Source organism: Nocardia uniformis NBRC 13702, assembly GCF_001613345.1.
Taxonomy (GTDB): Bacteria; Actinomycetota; Actinomycetes; order Mycobacteriales; family Mycobacteriaceae; genus Nocardia; species Nocardia uniformis.
Map to the genome: position 1 here is coordinate 13,488 of NZ_BDCE01000121.1, position 15,527 is coordinate 29,014.

Annotated in this window: 17 protein-coding genes and 2 pseudogenes; 10 read left to right on the top strand and 9 right to left on the bottom strand. The window is 63.1% G+C overall.

Annotated elements, in window-relative coordinates:
- Nucleotides 1-61: 61 nt before the first annotated feature.
- From NU1_RS38530 to NU1_RS43935, 6 genes and pseudogenes are all read left to right on the top strand, one after another.
- Complete coding sequence (locus tag NU1_RS38530) at nucleotides 62-1,144, top strand: DUF4192 domain-containing protein (RefSeq protein ID WP_067529238.1); 1,083 nt, start codon at nucleotides 62-64, stop codon at nucleotides 1,142-1,144.
- A 25-nt stretch (nucleotides 1,145-1,169) separates the two neighbouring features.
- Nucleotides 1,170-1,709 carry a hypothetical protein gene (locus NU1_RS38535; RefSeq protein ID WP_157553583.1) on the top strand — a complete coding sequence of 180 codons (540 nt, stop codon included), beginning with the start codon at nucleotides 1,170-1,172 and terminating at the stop codon, nucleotides 1,707-1,709.
- A 369-nt stretch (nucleotides 1,710-2,078) separates the two neighbouring features.
- Nucleotides 2,079-2,378, top strand: coding sequence for a hypothetical protein (locus tag NU1_RS38540; RefSeq protein ID WP_067529242.1), 300 nt, complete (start codon nucleotides 2,079-2,081; stop codon nucleotides 2,376-2,378).
- A 139-nt stretch (nucleotides 2,379-2,517) separates the two neighbouring features.
- Nucleotides 2,518-3,045, top strand: a complete 528-nt coding sequence (locus NU1_RS38545) for a helix-turn-helix domain-containing protein (RefSeq protein ID WP_067529262.1) — start codon at nucleotides 2,518-2,520, stop codon at nucleotides 3,043-3,045.
- A gap of 11 nt (nucleotides 3,046-3,056) precedes the next feature.
- On the top strand, nucleotides 3,057-3,626 hold the full coding sequence (locus NU1_RS38550) for a PIN domain-containing protein (protein WP_067529244.1): 570 nt from the start codon (nucleotides 3,057-3,059) through the stop codon (nucleotides 3,624-3,626).
- A pseudogene (locus tag NU1_RS43935) lies at nucleotides 3,619-3,825 on the top strand (DNA-processing protein DprA); the annotation flags it as partial. The gene NU1_RS38550 and the pseudogene NU1_RS43935, both read left to right, overlap by 8 nt.
- 84 nt (nucleotides 3,826-3,909) lie before the next feature.
- On the opposite strand, the gene NU1_RS42045 reads toward NU1_RS43935, so the two are convergent.
- The 4 genes from NU1_RS42045 to NU1_RS38570 are packed head-to-tail and all read right to left on the bottom strand — an operon-like array spanning nucleotide 3,910 to nucleotide 10,807.
- Nucleotides 3,910-5,196: a DUF3322 domain-containing protein gene (locus tag NU1_RS42045; RefSeq protein WP_307645839.1), complete on the bottom strand. Its 1,287-nt coding sequence runs from the start codon at nucleotides 5,194-5,196 to the stop codon at nucleotides 3,910-3,912.
- The gene (locus NU1_RS38560; RefSeq protein ID WP_067529248.1) at nucleotides 5,117-8,491 is read right to left on the bottom strand and encodes an ATP-binding protein; all 3,375 of its coding nucleotides are present in this window, start codon (nucleotides 8,489-8,491) and stop codon (nucleotides 5,117-5,119) included. The genes NU1_RS42045 and NU1_RS38560 overlap by 80 nt, the downstream gene beginning before the upstream one ends.
- Nucleotides 8,488-9,267 (bottom strand): DUF4194 domain-containing protein, encoded by a 780-nt coding sequence (locus tag NU1_RS38565; protein ID WP_067529250.1) that lies wholly within the window; start codon nucleotides 9,265-9,267, stop codon nucleotides 8,488-8,490. Before NU1_RS38565 ends, NU1_RS38560 begins: the two co-directional genes overlap by 4 nt.
- Complete coding sequence (locus NU1_RS38570) at nucleotides 9,260-10,807, bottom strand: DUF3375 family protein (RefSeq protein ID WP_067529252.1); 1,548 nt, start codon at nucleotides 10,805-10,807, stop codon at nucleotides 9,260-9,262. Before NU1_RS38570 ends, NU1_RS38565 begins: the two co-directional genes overlap by 8 nt.
- Nucleotides 10,808-11,264: 457 nt before the next feature.
- Between NU1_RS38570 and NU1_RS38575 the strand changes: the two genes are divergently transcribed.
- Nucleotides 11,265-11,564 carry a DUF222 domain-containing protein gene (locus NU1_RS38575; protein WP_067529254.1) on the top strand — a complete coding sequence of 100 codons (300 nt, stop codon included), beginning with the start codon at nucleotides 11,265-11,267 and terminating at the stop codon, nucleotides 11,562-11,564.
- A gap of 216 nt (nucleotides 11,565-11,780) precedes the next feature.
- On the opposite strand, the gene NU1_RS38580 is transcribed toward NU1_RS38575, so the two are convergent.
- The 4 genes from NU1_RS38580 to NU1_RS43940 all read right to left on the bottom strand — a co-directional run bounded on the left by NU1_RS38580 (nucleotide 11,781) and on the right by NU1_RS43940 (nucleotide 14,169).
- A complete protein-coding gene (locus NU1_RS38580) occupies nucleotides 11,781-12,836 on the bottom strand; it encodes a YncE family protein (RefSeq protein ID WP_157553587.1) in 1,056 nt (351 codons plus the stop codon).
- Nucleotides 12,837-13,279: 443 nt separating this feature from the next.
- A complete protein-coding gene (locus NU1_RS44435) occupies nucleotides 13,280-13,489 on the bottom strand; it encodes a Fic family protein (protein ID WP_212762334.1) in 210 nt (69 codons plus the stop codon).
- Entirely contained in the window at nucleotides 13,490-13,855 is a 366-nt protein-coding gene (locus NU1_RS42935; protein ID WP_212762333.1) for a Fic/DOC family protein, read from the bottom strand.
- Nucleotides 13,852-14,169 carry an antitoxin VbhA family protein gene (locus tag NU1_RS43940; protein WP_169815208.1) on the bottom strand — a complete coding sequence of 106 codons (318 nt, stop codon included), beginning with the start codon at nucleotides 14,167-14,169 and terminating at the stop codon, nucleotides 13,852-13,854. The genes NU1_RS42935 and NU1_RS43940 overlap by 4 nt, the downstream gene beginning before the upstream one ends.
- Nucleotides 14,170-14,489: 320 nt before the next feature.
- Here NU1_RS43940 and NU1_RS38595 point away from each other — a divergent pair, with 320 nt between their 5' ends.
- Both NU1_RS38595 and NU1_RS44440 read left to right on the top strand, forming a co-directional pair.
- Entirely contained in the window at nucleotides 14,490-14,768 is a 279-nt protein-coding gene (locus NU1_RS38595) for a hypothetical protein (RefSeq protein WP_067529257.1), read from the top strand.
- Nucleotides 14,729-14,935 (top strand): annotated as a pseudogene (locus tag NU1_RS44440) (DUF6615 family protein); the annotation flags it as partial. The gene NU1_RS38595 and the pseudogene NU1_RS44440, both read left to right, overlap by 40 nt.
- Here NU1_RS44440 and NU1_RS38600 read toward each other — a convergent pair.
- Complete coding sequence (locus NU1_RS38600) at nucleotides 14,837-15,061, bottom strand: hypothetical protein (RefSeq protein WP_157553591.1); 225 nt, start codon at nucleotides 15,059-15,061, stop codon at nucleotides 14,837-14,839. The pseudogene NU1_RS44440 and the gene NU1_RS38600 sit on opposite strands and share 99 nt — an antisense overlap.
- Nucleotides 15,062-15,162: 101 nt before the next feature.
- Between NU1_RS38600 and NU1_RS38605 the strand changes: the two genes are divergently transcribed.
- Nucleotides 15,163-15,527, top strand: a 365-nt coding sequence (locus tag NU1_RS38605) for a hypothetical protein (RefSeq protein WP_157553593.1), incomplete at its 3' end; no start/stop codon positions are given.

Sequence of the window (15,527 nt, forward strand, 5' to 3'; positions counted from 1 at the left end):
CACGCTGGATCGGTGATGCGTTGTGTCCATGGGGCTTTCTTCGAATCGGAGGAAGGTTTCCATGTCGTCGGACTCGCGCATCACCGAATTGGGCGATCTCATCGCCGCCCTGCCCGCCGTGCTCGGCTTCACCCCGGAACGGTCCCTGGTCGTCGTCACGCTCAAACGATCCGTTGCCGGGTTACAGGAAGTCGACGTGGTCATCCGCGTGGATCTGCCGACCAGGACCGAGCGCTCGGACGCCGACGATATCGCGCGGCGTATCGCTCTCGCCTGCACTGGCTTCCATGTCGTGGCCGCCCTCGCCGTTGTCGTGGACGATCGACTCATCCGACCGTCCACGCGTGCCGGGCGTGCACATCGCCGCCTGCTGGCGGTCCTGGAACAGCATTTGGGTGAGGTCGGCACCGAGCTCACCGGTGCGTGGGCTGTGGCCGGGATCCGTGCCGATGCCCCGTGGTGGAACCTGCGTCAACCACACCACCGTGGCACCCTGCCCGATCCGACTGCCTCGAGAGTTGCCGTCAAGCGGGTCTTGGCGGCCCTACCGATGCACCGTCGCCGCGACGAGTTGGCCGGTCTCATCGCCGTCGACGAGGCGCTGCGGGATCAGGTGGCGGCGGTGCTGCCGACGGCGGTGGCCGAGGCACAGCAACGGCTGGCGCGTGATCTGCGGATCGGTAACCCGGATGCCTACAGCCGCAAGGCGCTGTGGCGGGTGATGGAGGCGATCAAGCAGCTCGACGACCCTCGCGAGCTGACACCGGCGGACTTGGCGGAGGTCGCGACGGCGTTGGGTGACACGGCTGTGCGGGATTGCATGTTTGGTGTCGCCCGTGGCCGGTATGCCGTTGCCGCCGAACAGCTGTGGACGATCCTGACCCGCGCGCTGCCCGACTCGCACCGGGCCGAAGCGGCGACGCTGTTGGCGTTCAGCGCCTATCTGCGCGGTGACGGGCCGCTGGCCGGAATCGTGTTGAAGGCGGCACTGGCCGCTGATCCCGAACACCGGATGGCACGGCTGCTGGATGTGGCTCTGCAAGCGGCGTTTCCTCCCGGCAAGCTGGGCAAAGTGGTCCGTTGCGGCATCGAGACCGCCGCGGCGTGCGGGCGGGGTTGGTGGTGTTCATGGCGCTGTCGCTGATTATGAGCCTTACCGTCGCCATCGCATGGCGATGGCTCCTGTGCCGTTCCTCGTTCTTATTCCGGTGTTGCTGTTCGTGTTCAGCGCGGTCGGCTCGCTCGGATTGGCAGCCGGACTGGTGGTGGGCTTCAGCACGACAGTCGACGAGCGTCTCACCCTCGGACAAAGGGCGCGGCGAATCATCCGAGATGATATCGAGTTCGCGGTGGCGACGGGCCTACTATGTGGACTCACTTTTGGCATCAGCGCCGGGCTCGGGGCAAGAGCGCTGAGACCCGACAGCAGCATCGTCGCGTCGATCCATGACGGCTTGCTGGGCGCATTGCTCATTGGTTTCGTAGTCTGGTTCGTGGCCGGGCTGACCACCACCCGGCACCTCGCTGCATCTCTGATGTTCAGACTCAATCGAACGTTTGCAGCCAGACCGGCCCGCTTTCTCGATTGGGCCAACAATGCCGGCCTGCTACGCGTCAATGGCACCGCCTACGAGATCCGCCACCGTACCTATCAGGAGTGGCTCCTGGACTCGACGTCGCATCCACCGTCGGGCTCACAAGATCGTTGATTGCGACCGAATCGATCCAGTAGCGAACAAGGAAGGTCGCCAACAGATTCTTGCTCCGTTCCCACAACCGCTCACAAGGGATCCCTTTGGACCATCACAGCCCATCGTCACATCGCGTATTCTAGTGCCCATGAACACGAGCCTCCGGCTCGTGACCAGGGTTTTCGTGTTGAAGTCCCCCCTCGCACACAACGTTTCAGGGCCCGGCGGCACCCCCGCCGCCCGCCCGCTTCGTCCGATTCCCCCCGAACGAGCCGCCGCGGCGCCACCCTCTGCCGTAACCATCGAGCAAACGCACGACCGCGTTCCCGCTCCGCCGAACCGTCGTATTTCTCTGTCGCCCGAGCGGGCCGTCCGTACCATCCAGCCATGACCGATGAGGCGAGCAGCGACACCATCGCCGGAGAACCTCTCCCCGTACTGAAACAGGTCCTCACTTACCTCGCAAGGAACACGAACAGCAACGAGGCAGGGGAATTCTCGGTACTGCTACCACCGCATATTATGGTGCCGTTCACCCGGGCCCTCATGCGGATTGAAGCGGAACTGCTGCTCCACGACGCCGACAGAGTCACAGCGGAATCCGGTGAACCTCGCACCCAGTCACAACGCCGCCACGACGCCTTCTTCGCGTTGGTGCTGCGAATCGACGAGCACGGCACACCGTAGGCCGACGGACCCCGAGCCGCCGGTTGCCACATTTCGTCAGTCTTGCCGAGGTTTGCCAAAAGCCGTCACACCTGGGATGCTATAAACGAAAAATTCGAAACGTATTGCGTAGTTTTCGTTACCGACGGGAGGAGTGGACATGACCGCGATGGCGATCGAAGAGCGGACATATCTGCCGCAGCAACCAGATCAGCTGGCCCAGGTACTCGACTTCCTGACCGCCCACAAGCAGCGGCGTGGCACCCGAGCTGAGCCGACCTACGCACTGGTCGACACGAGCGGTGGCCAGCGCATCGAACTCCCTCGCGAGATACACGAAGTGTTGGTGCAGGTCGTAACCGCGCTGCAGGCGGGAAAGGCGGTCACGGTCGCCCCGCACAGCATGAGCCTCACCACTCAGCAGGCCGCCGATCTGCTGGGCATCTCCCGCCCAACCGTGGTCAAGCTGATCGAGAATGGTGAGCTGCCCGCTGAGCGGGTGAGCTCTAGACGGCGTCTGCGGCTGCATGATGTGTTGACCTATCAGCAGGCACGCAAGCAAGCCCAGTACGCGGCATTGGCCGCGACCAGTGTCGAGATCGACGACCCCGAGGACCCAGCGGTAGTGCGCCAGCAACTGAAGGACGCTCGCAGGGCGATTGCGGCGCGGCGAAAAGCCAAAGGCTGAACAATCGTCGCGTGTTCACCGCCGTCCTCGATACCTGCGTCCTGTGGCCGAGCTTGCAACGCGACTTCCTGCTGTCCCTAGCGGTGGAGACGCTGTATCGGCCGCTATGGTCCGAACCGATCCTCGACGAACTCGAATACCACGAAGCGGCCAAACTCGTTGGCCGCGGCACGGATCCGGCCACTGCCGAAAAGCGGGCCACGCGCTTGGTCGAGCAGATGCGCTCGGCGTTCGAAGACGCCCTCGTGGAGAACTGGGAACCCCACGAGGGCACCTTCGGACTGCCCGACCCCGACGACGAACACGTCGTCGCGGCCGCGCTTGTCGGGGGAGCCGGGGCGATCGTCACCGAGAACATCAAAGACTTTCCACGGGCGAAGGTTCCACAGCACATGCTGATCCTCGAACCAGCCGCGTTCGCCGCCGACACGGTAGCCACCAATCCGGATGCTGCCGTGCACGCGCTCGCGACCATCAGCGCCCGGTTCCGCAATCCACCACAGTCGGTGGATGACTTGCTGACGATCCTCGAACAGCGCTACTCGATGACCGAAGCGGTCGATCTCATGCGGAGTGTATGAAGCTGGGCGGCAACAGGGTTGCGGTCTGGGCCCGCCGACCGCCGCGTACGGCATCGACGGCATGGCGCGCAGGGATGCACTCGCCGGCAGTGCGAAGACTGTCGCGGCCATGCAGTGCGGACTGGACCGCCTATTCCCACGTGAGCACAAACGGCTGTTGGCCGCCATCGCCGAGTCCGGATTGATCGTCAGCGAATATCCGCTGGGCGCCACCGCACCCGGACTGGTCGAGAGCGATGCGTCGACCTCTGCCTACATTCTGACAAAGCATGTGGGGCCTCGGTCAGACCTGTTCGCATTCTGGAGGATCATTCGAATTTCCGAGGATCGCGTTGATCAGCCGGGGGTAGGCGAATTCCCATGGGATTCGTTCCTGCTCCAGCAACAATCCTGTCCCGGTAACCGCCGCATGCTCGACGAGAACCTGGTAGAGCTTCTGCTCACGGGCAGTCAGGTGGAGCGGTACCGATTTGCGCTGCGGCAGGGCGCCTTCGACGGCCAGGTACCTGTACCGGTCGAGGACCTCAGTGTCGGTAAGTACAGTGGTGGCCGCGACGCCCAGGGTGCGTAGGTCACTGACGAATTGCAGACCTGCTGTGTCGATGTCGCCCCAGTAGATCACTCGCTCGGCGTTCCGCACCCACGTGATTCGCGCATACTGCTCCACGAAGAAGCCGTGGCCGTGCAGTATGACCGTGCCCGTGTGGTCACCAGTGACCGCGAAGGCGGTTTCCTTGTTCTCCAGGATCACGACGGTGGTAGGACGACGCGGCCATCGGCTGAGATCCTCGACCGTTGCGGCGAGATGGCGCATGCATGCCACCTGAGTACGCAGAAGCGGGTCGCAAACCGTAACTTGCACCAACTCTGGAACCACTCTCAACCCGAGGCGACGGTGCAGCACCCGCTTCCTGGACCTGGGAGGCTCACCTTCGGAGAGCTCGGTGTCGGCATCACCGCCGAGGAGGACGAGTACGAGAGTCTGGTGAGCGCCCAGCCACTTGGTGTCTATTCCCTCGATCGGCAACTGCCGGAGCAGCAACCCGGACGTCGGGTTGGCTCGAAGCCATTGCACGGCGCGGACCAGGCGTTCGTAATCGGCATCGTCGAGTCCCGTGATGCGGCGGACATGATCGGACAGTCGCGCGTCGGGGAACTCCTTCTGCAACTGGGTAAGTCGTTGCCCACATCGCTGCCATACCGACAGGTCGTCCGGATGCGCCGCTGCCACATCACCCGGCCGACTCAGGACAAGGGTCTTCGGCATGCGGTGGGTTCCTGTCGGGAACCGGAAGTTCGCGTACCCGATAGCGCCCGGACCGGTGTAGGCCTCCCAGCGGGCAGCCCACTCATGACAGGCGATCGGCGATTCGGAACGCTCTGCCGTATTCGGCGGCTGTAGCGAGATTCGCAGCGGCCAAGAGCCATTTCCGCGGGCCCAGTGCGCGTAATCAGCATCGAAACGCCTGTGTAGACGCTCGAGGACCTCCTCAGGCTGACGCACGAGCAGCACCGTCATTCTCGGCGAATCGCTGGTCGGCGAGTTCGCCGAATGTGGCCGACCTGCCATGCGACCGTGCGCCGTCGGGATCGGTACGCTTCTCGACCAGAATGGCCTGGCCGATGTACGGCTCGACGATGCCGGACATCCGGATCGGTGCCGCGATGAGTAGCTGGAACCCGAACTCGTCGAACGCGGACAGAGCCTGCGCGGAGAAGTTCTCGTCGGATTTGCTGAACGCCTCGTCGAGCATGAGTGTGCCGAAGCGTGGGCGGGCATCTGTCTCGTCGTCGGCGAGGTTGTAGCTCAATGCCGCTGCCAGGCAGAACGCCACCAATTTCTCCTGCTCTCCACCCGAATTGGAGGCCGTGTTGCGGTAGGTGTGCCTCGTTGTTTCGCCGTCGACCTCGCGTCCATAGAAGACGTACCCGTTCCGGACGTCGAGGACGTTCTTGCGCCACCGCTCAGCCGCAGGATCGGTCGCGGTGAACCGCATCATGAGCGCCTTGACCCGTTTGAACTGCTCGACATACTTCTCGGGATCGTTCTTCAGCGCCGCAGCCTTACGCATCAGGGTGTCGACACTGGCGCGGAACGCCTTGATGTCGGCGGACTGACTCGTCGTATACGAGATCTGCAAGTGAGTACCAGCATTGAATTCGACTCGACGCAAGCCAGCGTTGACCATCGCGACGCGCCGCTCGATCTCGGTCGCCGCGTTCTCGATACTGCGCTGCAACATCGCGATCGACGGAACCATGTCCTCGCTGATCATCTTCTCGAACCTCTGCATCGCCTCTGGCAGCCGACGTTTCACGATGTCGGCATGCAGATCGGCGAAGTCTTGACCGCCGCGATCGACATCCCCGCTGTCGTCAGGGGCGCTGTCACGCCAGTGGTCGAGAAAACGCATGATCGCTGACCGGACCTTCTCGTGCGCGACCTGTCGATCGGCGCGCGCGGCGCCGACGCGTTTCTCGAGGGCCGAGTCGAGTTGCCGCCGAAGGTTGTTGATGGCATCGACTGTCGCGGTGAGATCGAGCGAGGCGTACACGGCGTCCAGGTAGTCGCGGTCTTCTTCCTCGACAGAGTGCGGCTTCTGTTCCTCGGCCGATTGCATGTCCACCAGGACGGTCTGTCGCTGCGTCACGTCCGTCATGCGCTGCTGTGTGCGGTGCCAGACGCCGTACAACTTGTCGTGCGTCTCCTTGGCCCGATCGCGCTTCGCTTCCAGCCGTTGCAAATCGACGTTCCCAGAACGGATCTCCTTGATCCGCTCACCGAGCTCACTCGCGGCACGAGTCGGAGTCCAGAAATCCAGTTCCTTCCAGGAGACGAACGTGGCAGCCTGTTCGGCAGCATCGCGATGCTCCTTCGCCTCCTCAAGTTGTTCGCGCAGCCCCTTCGCGGCCTCAGCTGTGATCTCCTTCTTTCCTGCAAGCTCCTCGACATCCGCTTCCAGCGCTTTTCGTTTGGCGACTGTGTTGGCTCCCAGGATGTAGGTCGACTTGCTGGTCAGCTCGGGTCGATCGTCCTTGCGATAATGGTTTCCGGAGAGCTTCACTGTGCCGTTCACCGTGACAGCCAACTTGTATTCGTCGAGATCACGAGCCGACTCGACGCAGACGTGGCTGAATCGTCGGGTGATCTGGTCGGCGAGCCACCGACCGTGCGGATGATCACGGTCGATGGCCAGCTTCGCGGCCAGCGTGTTGGGCATCGGCCGCGGTTCATGAGCGGAAACAGCTGTGACAACGCTGTATTCGAGCACACCACGCATGTCGTTGCGATCGATGAACTGACGAACGACATCCTTGTGTCGCTCGGGCACCAGCATCCGCATGCCGTAGCTGCGCAGCACCTTCTCCGCGGCAGGCCGCCAGCGTTCCTGGCCATCGGCGATATCGATCAGTTCGGCGGCGTAAGGGATTTCGGTGATCGGCACTCCGGTCTCGCTGCTGATCCACACGCGCCTGTCGATCGCCGAGCCGGGAATCAGCGACTTGGCCGAACGGAGCCTGATGAGCTCGGCCTCGCTCTCACCGTGCGCTTTCGCGGCCGCATACTCTGCACCAATCGCCGTATTGGTTGTGGGAGTGAGTTCCGCCGAACGAGCCGCGGCCGCAGACTCCAACACCGGAAGTCGTCCTCGCAGACTTTCGAAGGCATCGCCATCGTCCTCTGGGCACTGTTCACCTAACCGCGTCACGTAGCCGCTGTACTGTCGGTACAACCGTTTCGCCGCTACGGCTTGACTCTCGAAGGCGCTTTGACGATCTTCCAGATTCCGCAGGTTCTGGTTTTTGTTGCTGATCTCCAATTCCAAATTGAAATACGTACTCTGAGCCGCGTCGGAGTCCGCCTTCTGACCGCCGATCACACCATCGATACGTTCGACCTCATCATCGATGTCGTCGAGTTCCTTCCCGATCGCCACGAGCAGCCGCCCCCTTACGTACCGTTCGAGGGTCGCTCCGCGCAGGGTCGTAGCTCGGTCGATCGTGTCCCTGGATTCGCGATAGATCCGCCAGCTTTCGGGCAGATCCCGAAGCACCTGCGCCTGCGCATTGGCTCGTTTGGCCGTTTCGTACGCATCGTTGAGTGGCGTATACGCGGCCAGCATCCGCTGAGCGTCGGCAAAGGTGTCCGGCCGGTCGAGCATGTTGTCGCGGATGAAGAGGTTCAGGTCGCCGACGTTCTTCATCGCCTTCGCCTTGCCCAGTAGCGCCAGCGCGGTACGAGATTTGCTCAGCCCGATGCGTTTTACCAACTCCTTCATATATTGGTCTTGAGTCGGGGGGAATTGCGCTGCCGTGTGCGTCTGCTTCCACCATCGGGTATCGAACTTGCGTTCTGCCCAGGCGTTGAGGTCTTGTAGATCGAAATCGCCGTCACTCAATTGATGCAGAGTGCTCATTGCCGCACCGTCGTTGTCGACGCCGGTGAACCACTTGATCACGACGGCAGTGGTGACCGCGCCACGTCCGTCGTCGTAGGTTGCTCCGATTGCCGACCATGTGGGCTCGCCGCCACGCAGATAGCGGACCTGCGAGCGTTCGTTCTCGTCGTTGGTCTCCGACCACGCGCCTCGGACGTAGTCCGCGACGGTGCGGGTGTTCCGTTTCGACCCCCGGGCCGTCAGGTCCGCTGAGGCGTTGAAGCGCTGGTCGTAGGTCGGCAACAGCACCAAAGAGTGCGCGTCCATCAGTGAGGACTTGCCGGATCCGGACGGGCCGGTGAATAGCACACCGCGATCGTCGATGCGAAAGTCCTTGTAGCCGCAGAAGGTTCCCCAGTTCACGACCTGCAGCCGAGTCAGCCGGAACTGACCGAGGTGGACCGAACGGTTCGCGGGCCTTGTCATACGGATGCTCCATCCCCTGAACTTGTACCGTCGACGGCCGCTGTTGCCCTGCCTCGCGCGATCGCCTGGTACCGGGTTTCGAGCGCCGCCACCTGATCAGCGGTGAGGATCGCGGTGATCACCCCGTAGATCGTGAATCGATCGTCGTTTCCCTTGATGGGCTTGATGATCGCGGCGTCATCCAACGACTTGATCGCCGCATTGATCTTGTCCCGGAACTTGACTTCGTCGGTGTCATCCGACGGCCGATAGGCCATCATGTGGTCGATCATGTCGGCACGATCGACGATCGGATCATCCGGCGACACAACATACTGCCGGTACAGGTACAGCGCCAGCGCGCTTGCCGCCAGACTGAGCGTCTTGGCGCGCAGTATCGTTCGGCTACGCGGACTGGAGTCGTCTGCTTGGCGCGTGAACGCGTACCGATACTCGCGGTTGATATCGAGAAGCAGTCCGAGCTCCGACAGCCGTGACCGCAACCGCTCTTCGAACTGCAGGACTACCGGCCAGCTCCTGGACTTCTCCGTGATGTGCGGAGCCGACACCAATTCCTGTAATGCCCAGCACAATTCGGGAGGAAGTTCGCTGGTGTCGCCATCGAAACGCGCGATGCCCTCCCCGTCGACCATATGCGAGCCGACTACTTCGTCGTCTCCTGCGAACACGCTATCGGGGTCGAGCCGTGTGGGGTCGCCACGAGATGCCTCGCTCACCTCCGCAGATACGTCCTCTCCGAAGACATCTGTGAAGGTCGGATCGGTCGTGTCACTCATCACCGAGCTCCTCTGCCAGCGACAGCTGTCGGTCAAGGCCGCGCGGGGCTCGTTGCGGGGTGACAGGAGCGGGGATGCGTTCGCCGAATATCGCGTAGGGAACGGCGATCTCGCGATAGCCGCGGGCGGTCGCCGCCCACACCGGGGAGGTCGCTTCGTCGTCGACCTCCCCGTACCGTGCCGCCAGTGACCACAACCCGATGATGTCACCGGTCCGGGCAGCGGGCAGCCGTTCGAGAACCTCGGACAGGGTGGCGAATCCAGAATGCGCCTCCATCGTGGTGTGCACCGCATCGCGCAAGGCGGTCCAGTCGATTGATTCCCGACCTACCATCGCGGTCGGGTCGATGGCGAACTCCGCGCTCGTATTCTCCACCGCCGCAGGAACGGTGGCGGTTCCCTGATCCAGTCGGAGTCGGCCGACCGAGGTTGTGTCCACACCGCTCATCGGCACCACGAATCCGATATCACGGCTGCCATGCGTGTGTTGAAATGCTACGGCCGCCGCAGCTTGCGCCTCACTGATCCGTGTACGCATGCTGCGGTAGTGCGTCAGATCCCCGCCGCGCACAAAATTGCTCATCCGACGGAAAGCAACGCCTCGAATCTCCTCGACTTCACGTACTCGCTGCCACACCGCATCGATGAAGCCGATCAGCGACCGTTCGAGATGCCCGGGCAGAGATTCGACCCTGTCGATGATCTCGGTGATGTCCCGCTCGAGCTGCGCACGCTGCGACGGCGTCGCGATGAGTGTGGCGAACGCCCGGAATGCCTGTCCTTCAGGAGATTCGGCGATCACATCGTGACCGTCGAACATGCGCTGCAAGGACTCCGCGAACTCCGTGGCGTCATCGGAGAGGCTCTGCCGCAGCAGTGCGGCGGTGTTGGCATGCATCCGCTCCCCGTAACTCGCGACGTCAGCGGGAATCCGGTCGATGAGCTCGGCAAGCGTGGCGACTTTGTCCACCAGTTCCGTGTGGTCCACTTTGAGTACTTCACCGCTGTCGAGCGCGTCGCGTTGTGCGACAAGTGCGGCGATCCGCTCATCAATCGCTCGTCGCCGGGCGGCCCGATCGGGATTCGCTTCGGTAGCGATGTGATGCAGTTCCGACATGACGATCGCCAGCGCCGACTCGGTCGCGATGGACGTTCGACGCCGAAGGTTGCGAATCTGCCGCACCGCCGCGTGGGCGCCCGACGTCAACTGATACCGCTCGACACGCGGATCGCGAGGATCGGCACTGCGGTGCACCCAGCTCTTCTTTCGCCATCGAGTGAGCACAGCATCGGCATCCAGTGACAGCTCTTGCTCATCACCGCGTCCACCAGGAAGGTAACTGCGCAGGAGGACGGGAAGATCAGCATCCATCGCAGCGGTGAGAGTCTGCCCGTCGACGATCTGCCCATCACCCAGATGCGCTGCCATGAGCGCCAGATCCAGCAGCGCATCCCTCGACCGCAACAACGACAATGAGACGTCCGCGCTCGCACTGCTGCGAAATTCGTGGAATATCTGCTCCGCGGTGATATCGGCCACTCGAGAACCCCCTTGCTCACGGAGTAGCTGTCTTCCTCAGTAGAGCATCGGCCGCCGACAGATTCTTGTTTCGACCGGGCGGTTCTGTTCTCGGGTGATCCGCCGATCCGGTGGCGCCGCAGCCATCACCCCGTTGCTCCGCCCCTACTCGCAAGCCGTTCGCAGCCGGATCCCTCGAACCATCACAGCCCATAGCGGCATCGCGTATTCTTGTGCGCATGAATACCTGCCACCGGCAGGTTTGTCATTCTTTCGTGTGTAAGTCCCCCCTCGCGCACAACGTTTCAAGGCCCCGGCGGCAACCCCGCCGACCGCCCGATTCGTCGGATTCCTCCGGACGAGCGCACTCAGCACCAGGCCCGCCGTAATCATCGAGCAAACGCTCGCGTGTTTCACGCTCCGGCGAACCGTCGCGATTCCCTGCCACCCGATCAGGCCGTCCGTACCATCTCCAGCCATGACCGATGAGCCGGACAGCGGCACCATCGCCGGAGAACCTGTCCCCGTGCTGGAACGCGCCCTCTCGTACCTCGCGACGACCAGCAGCATCAGCGAAGCGGGGTACTTCTCGGCAGAGCTGCCATCACATCTGATGGCGCCGTTCACCCGGGCCATCATGCGGATCGAAGCGGAACTGCTGCTCCACGATGCCGACAAAGTCACAGCGGAAGCCGGTGAACCCCGCACCCATTCACAACGCCGCCACGACGCCTTCCTCGCGTTGTTGATGCGAATCGATGAGCAAGCCACACCGTAGGCGACGAATCCGAGCGGACAGCCCTACCGTCCGGCGATTACGACAGACTCAGCGGCCTATCCCGCTCAGTCGTCAGCCCATGCCGATGATTTCGACCGTGCCGTCTTCGGATCGGTCGACGATCAGCAGTGCGCCGGGCACGGCGTGTAGGGAGGTCGCTCCGCCAACCTGGTCAGCTTGATTGCCAAGCAGGTATCGAGCGGATAGCGCCCTGGCTCAGCCGTTGACAACCAGCAGTCCCGGTCCGCCACCGGCTACATAGAGCCGGTGCAGGACCGGGTCGACCACGGCGTTCATTTCGAGCGAGGAGCCGTCCATGCATAGTGTGCCGGTCACGGATTCGCTATCGGGATCGACGCGGGTGACCCACCCTTCGTCGCATTCCGACACCGTGCCCGGGTCTTCCAAGAACGTGCTGTATCCGCTGATGACGTAGGCGTCGCCACTGGCGGTGTCGACCGCGACGTCGAATCCCATCTTCCCCGATGGGACGGTCGCCGCGACCGAACCTTTGTCCAGATCCACGATCTTGAGCACGGTGTTTTCCTCCTCCCGGTTGGGAGTAGCCCTGTCGGTCGCGTACAGCCTGCGAGCCTGCGGATCCACGGCGACGGCATTGGCGAATGTCGCGATGGTGCCGGTTTGGGTTCTGGTGGCGCCGTCGACGATCGCGATTTCATCGTTGGCGGGAATGTATATCCGGTGGGTGGTGGGGTCGACCTCGATATTGCCGCTGGCTTTGGTCAGCGGCAGGGTGCCGGTGACGGTTCGCGAGTCCAGATCCGCGGTAATCAGGGCGGTGTTTCGGTGGTGGTCACTGGTGAGGCCGACGTAGACCGTGCGCAGTCCCGGATCGAATCCCGCGACGCTGGCGAAATCCTCACCGAGCGGGATGGTTCCGGTGACCTGGTGGCTGGTCAGATCGATCAACACCACCGTTTCCCGGTCCGCGCCGTCGTTGGCCACCACCACCAGTGCGTGCGACTGCTCGTCGACGAAGACCCCGGTGATCAAGTACCAGTGCTCGCCCAGCGGAATGTCGGCCACCACGGCATTAGTGGTGAGGTCCACCACCCGGATGGCGTAGTCCAGGTCGGAGACGAACGCCGTATTGCCGTACAGGGCAACATGTTGCGCATTTGGGATCGGGATGCGGGCCTGGAGCGTCGGTTGCGGTGCAGCATGTTGTGTTTTGTCCCGGATGGTCGACAGCAGTCGCGGCACCGCGGACTTCGCGGCGGCACCGGCAAGGACGACCAGCACGGCGATCACCGCGGCCACTATCCGGCCACGACGGCGAGGCCGCTGCGGGCCCGGTGGCTGCGGCACCGGCCCTGGCGGCGGGTGGGGTGGCGGGTTGAACGCACCGGGTGACGGATACGGGTGCCCCCAGCATGATTCGGGTTGTTGACCCAAGCCGGAACCTCAGTTCCATATTGCGGCCCCTGCACGCCGTCCCCCAATCGACCCAACATCACAAACGGCATGGATCGTATCCCATTGCCGGCCGGTGCCCGGTGACGCGTGCACCGCCCGTATTCACCCTGGGCCAACGCGATTTCGAGAACACCGCGTACATTGGCGCCGCGGCGGATAGGGCGCGCTCGTGGTGCGTTTCGGCGGTTCAAGGCCGTGTTGCATGACGAGTATCCCCCTGCTGGCCGCGCGGCACTCGTTCCACGACACCCGGGCCGATCCCCGCCAGCCCGTCGCTACTACAACTGTTGAACCAATCGCTTCAGCATGGCGTGTAGCGGTCCATTGTCACCACGCAGCGAAGCCCTCGACGCCCGCACGTTCTCGTCCGGATCCAGAGCGGACCAGTCGATCAGCCAACCGGCCTCGCGTGCGAGCTGACCGAAGAACGCCCGCTGCGCACGGCCGTTCCCCTCACGGAACGGATGAATCGCGTTGACTTCGGCCAGCTAATGGGTCAGCTTCGTGATGAATTCGTTCCGGGGCATACCACGTAGGAACGCGTCCGCGGCCAGCGCGGCGAATACCTCCCTCGCAAAGCTCTCGATATGCCGTGGCAGGCAGAACGGATCCGACTTCGTGATTCCGACCACCCGAATCTGCCCCGCCCATGGGTACACATCCCCGAAGATCTCCCGATGAAAATCGCACAGGTGATTCAGGTCGTAGCGCCCGGGCAGCGACCTGACTCCCAGATCCGCCAGCGCAGCCAGACTCAGGTCTGCCTCCACCTGTCGCAGCAGTGCAGCATCGATGATCCCCAACCGATTGCGCAATACACCCGACTCGGGGTCGGCGTACGGATCAGCGGTCACGCCGCGCCATGCAGCTGCCGAACCATTTCCCGCATCCGCGTCGTACTGATCTCACCGCGCGCCCACTGCTCCATGATCTCCTCCGCAGCGAGGCTCGCGGACCCTCCCTCGGCCCGAACCGACGCCGCCGCCTGAGCCAACGAGCGTGCACGCTCCGCAGTCAGCTCCTCGAACACTTCGACCGGTACCACCACCGCCTCCGTCTTCCGATGAGACCCCACCCCCACCGGACGACGATCGCCCCTACGAAAACGCGCCAGCACACCGGACAGCTGCTCCCGCGCCTCACGCACCGACAATGTTTCGAACGCCATCACCAAAGTGTACCCAAACGTGTACACAATTATTCCTGATCGCAATACTCCATCCCTGCGCACCATCAGAGCCGATTGCGTATTCTTGTGCGCATGAACACCTGCCTTGGGCAGGTCTGTCATGTTTTCGGGTTCAAGTCCCCCCTCGCGCACCACATCCCGAGTCCCCGGCCGCAGGCCGGGTGACCACCGGTTTCGCTCCCGCACTGAGCGAATTCAGCACCTCCCCCACACTGCAGTAACCATCTAGCAAACGCAATATTGCGTCTTGCGCCGACGCTCAGATTCGCCACTCAGTCACCCAGGATCCTTACATCTCGGTGGGGGCCGACCTGCTGTGCGGCGCGCATTGTGGCACCCGCCGACGGGAGTTGTCCGGTCTTCTCGATTTTCGAATCGCAAAGGCCATTCCCGGCTCGAACCTGGCGCAGTTGCTCAACACCACCACCGACGCTGGCGGGGTGCTCGCCCGCGAGCTACCGGCAACGCTGCCGCAGAACACGTTCGACGTATCCGCGCCATCGACATCGGCCAGCGCCGACACACCCATCTACTCACATTGCGCCGCCGATTCCCTCAACTCGGCGTCTGGCGCCTGACCAACCCCAGCGAGAAGCGGGTCGGGGGTGACTGGGAGTGGTGGATCGGCTCCGAAGCAGACGGATGGCTATGTCTGCGAATTCAAGCCAAACGCATCCACCACAGCGGGTACCCCACACTCAAACACCCAGGCCACGACGACGATGACTTCCAGTACGACACCCTCATCAAGAACTGCCATGACCCGCATATCCTGCCCTACCACGTCTTCTACAACGGCTGGGAACTCGACCGATTCGCGCGAAACCCAGGTGGTTACGCCGATCTCGAGGCACTCGAGACCAACGGGCATTATCCCTACTATGGCGGGCGACCCGGCCTGGCTACAAACCTCTACGACACCAGCGTTCATCACCCGACCACCCCGATGCGACACATACTGCGATGGTGGGGATGCGCGGCACTGTCCACACCTACCGCGTCGCCGAACTACACGCCGCGCCGCATCAACGTGCCTACGCCCCACGCTATCTCGCCCACGCCATGCCCTGGTCGCACCTGTTCACCACCAACGACACCGGTGGACGTGCCACCCGTGTGCGGCGCAGCCGACTCGACCGCACTCACCATCGCCTGCTGATCGACACCACCAGTTCGGCCCACAGCGTGAAGAGGTATGAGGACCGCCACAACGCATTCGCCGACGGATTCGAAGACCTCGACTCTAGGGACCTGCGCCAGTTCCGCTCATCTCGGCTGCCTCCCTACGCCGAGGCAATCCTGCTGACGGGACCCCGTGATTCGGCCCATCGTGTGTG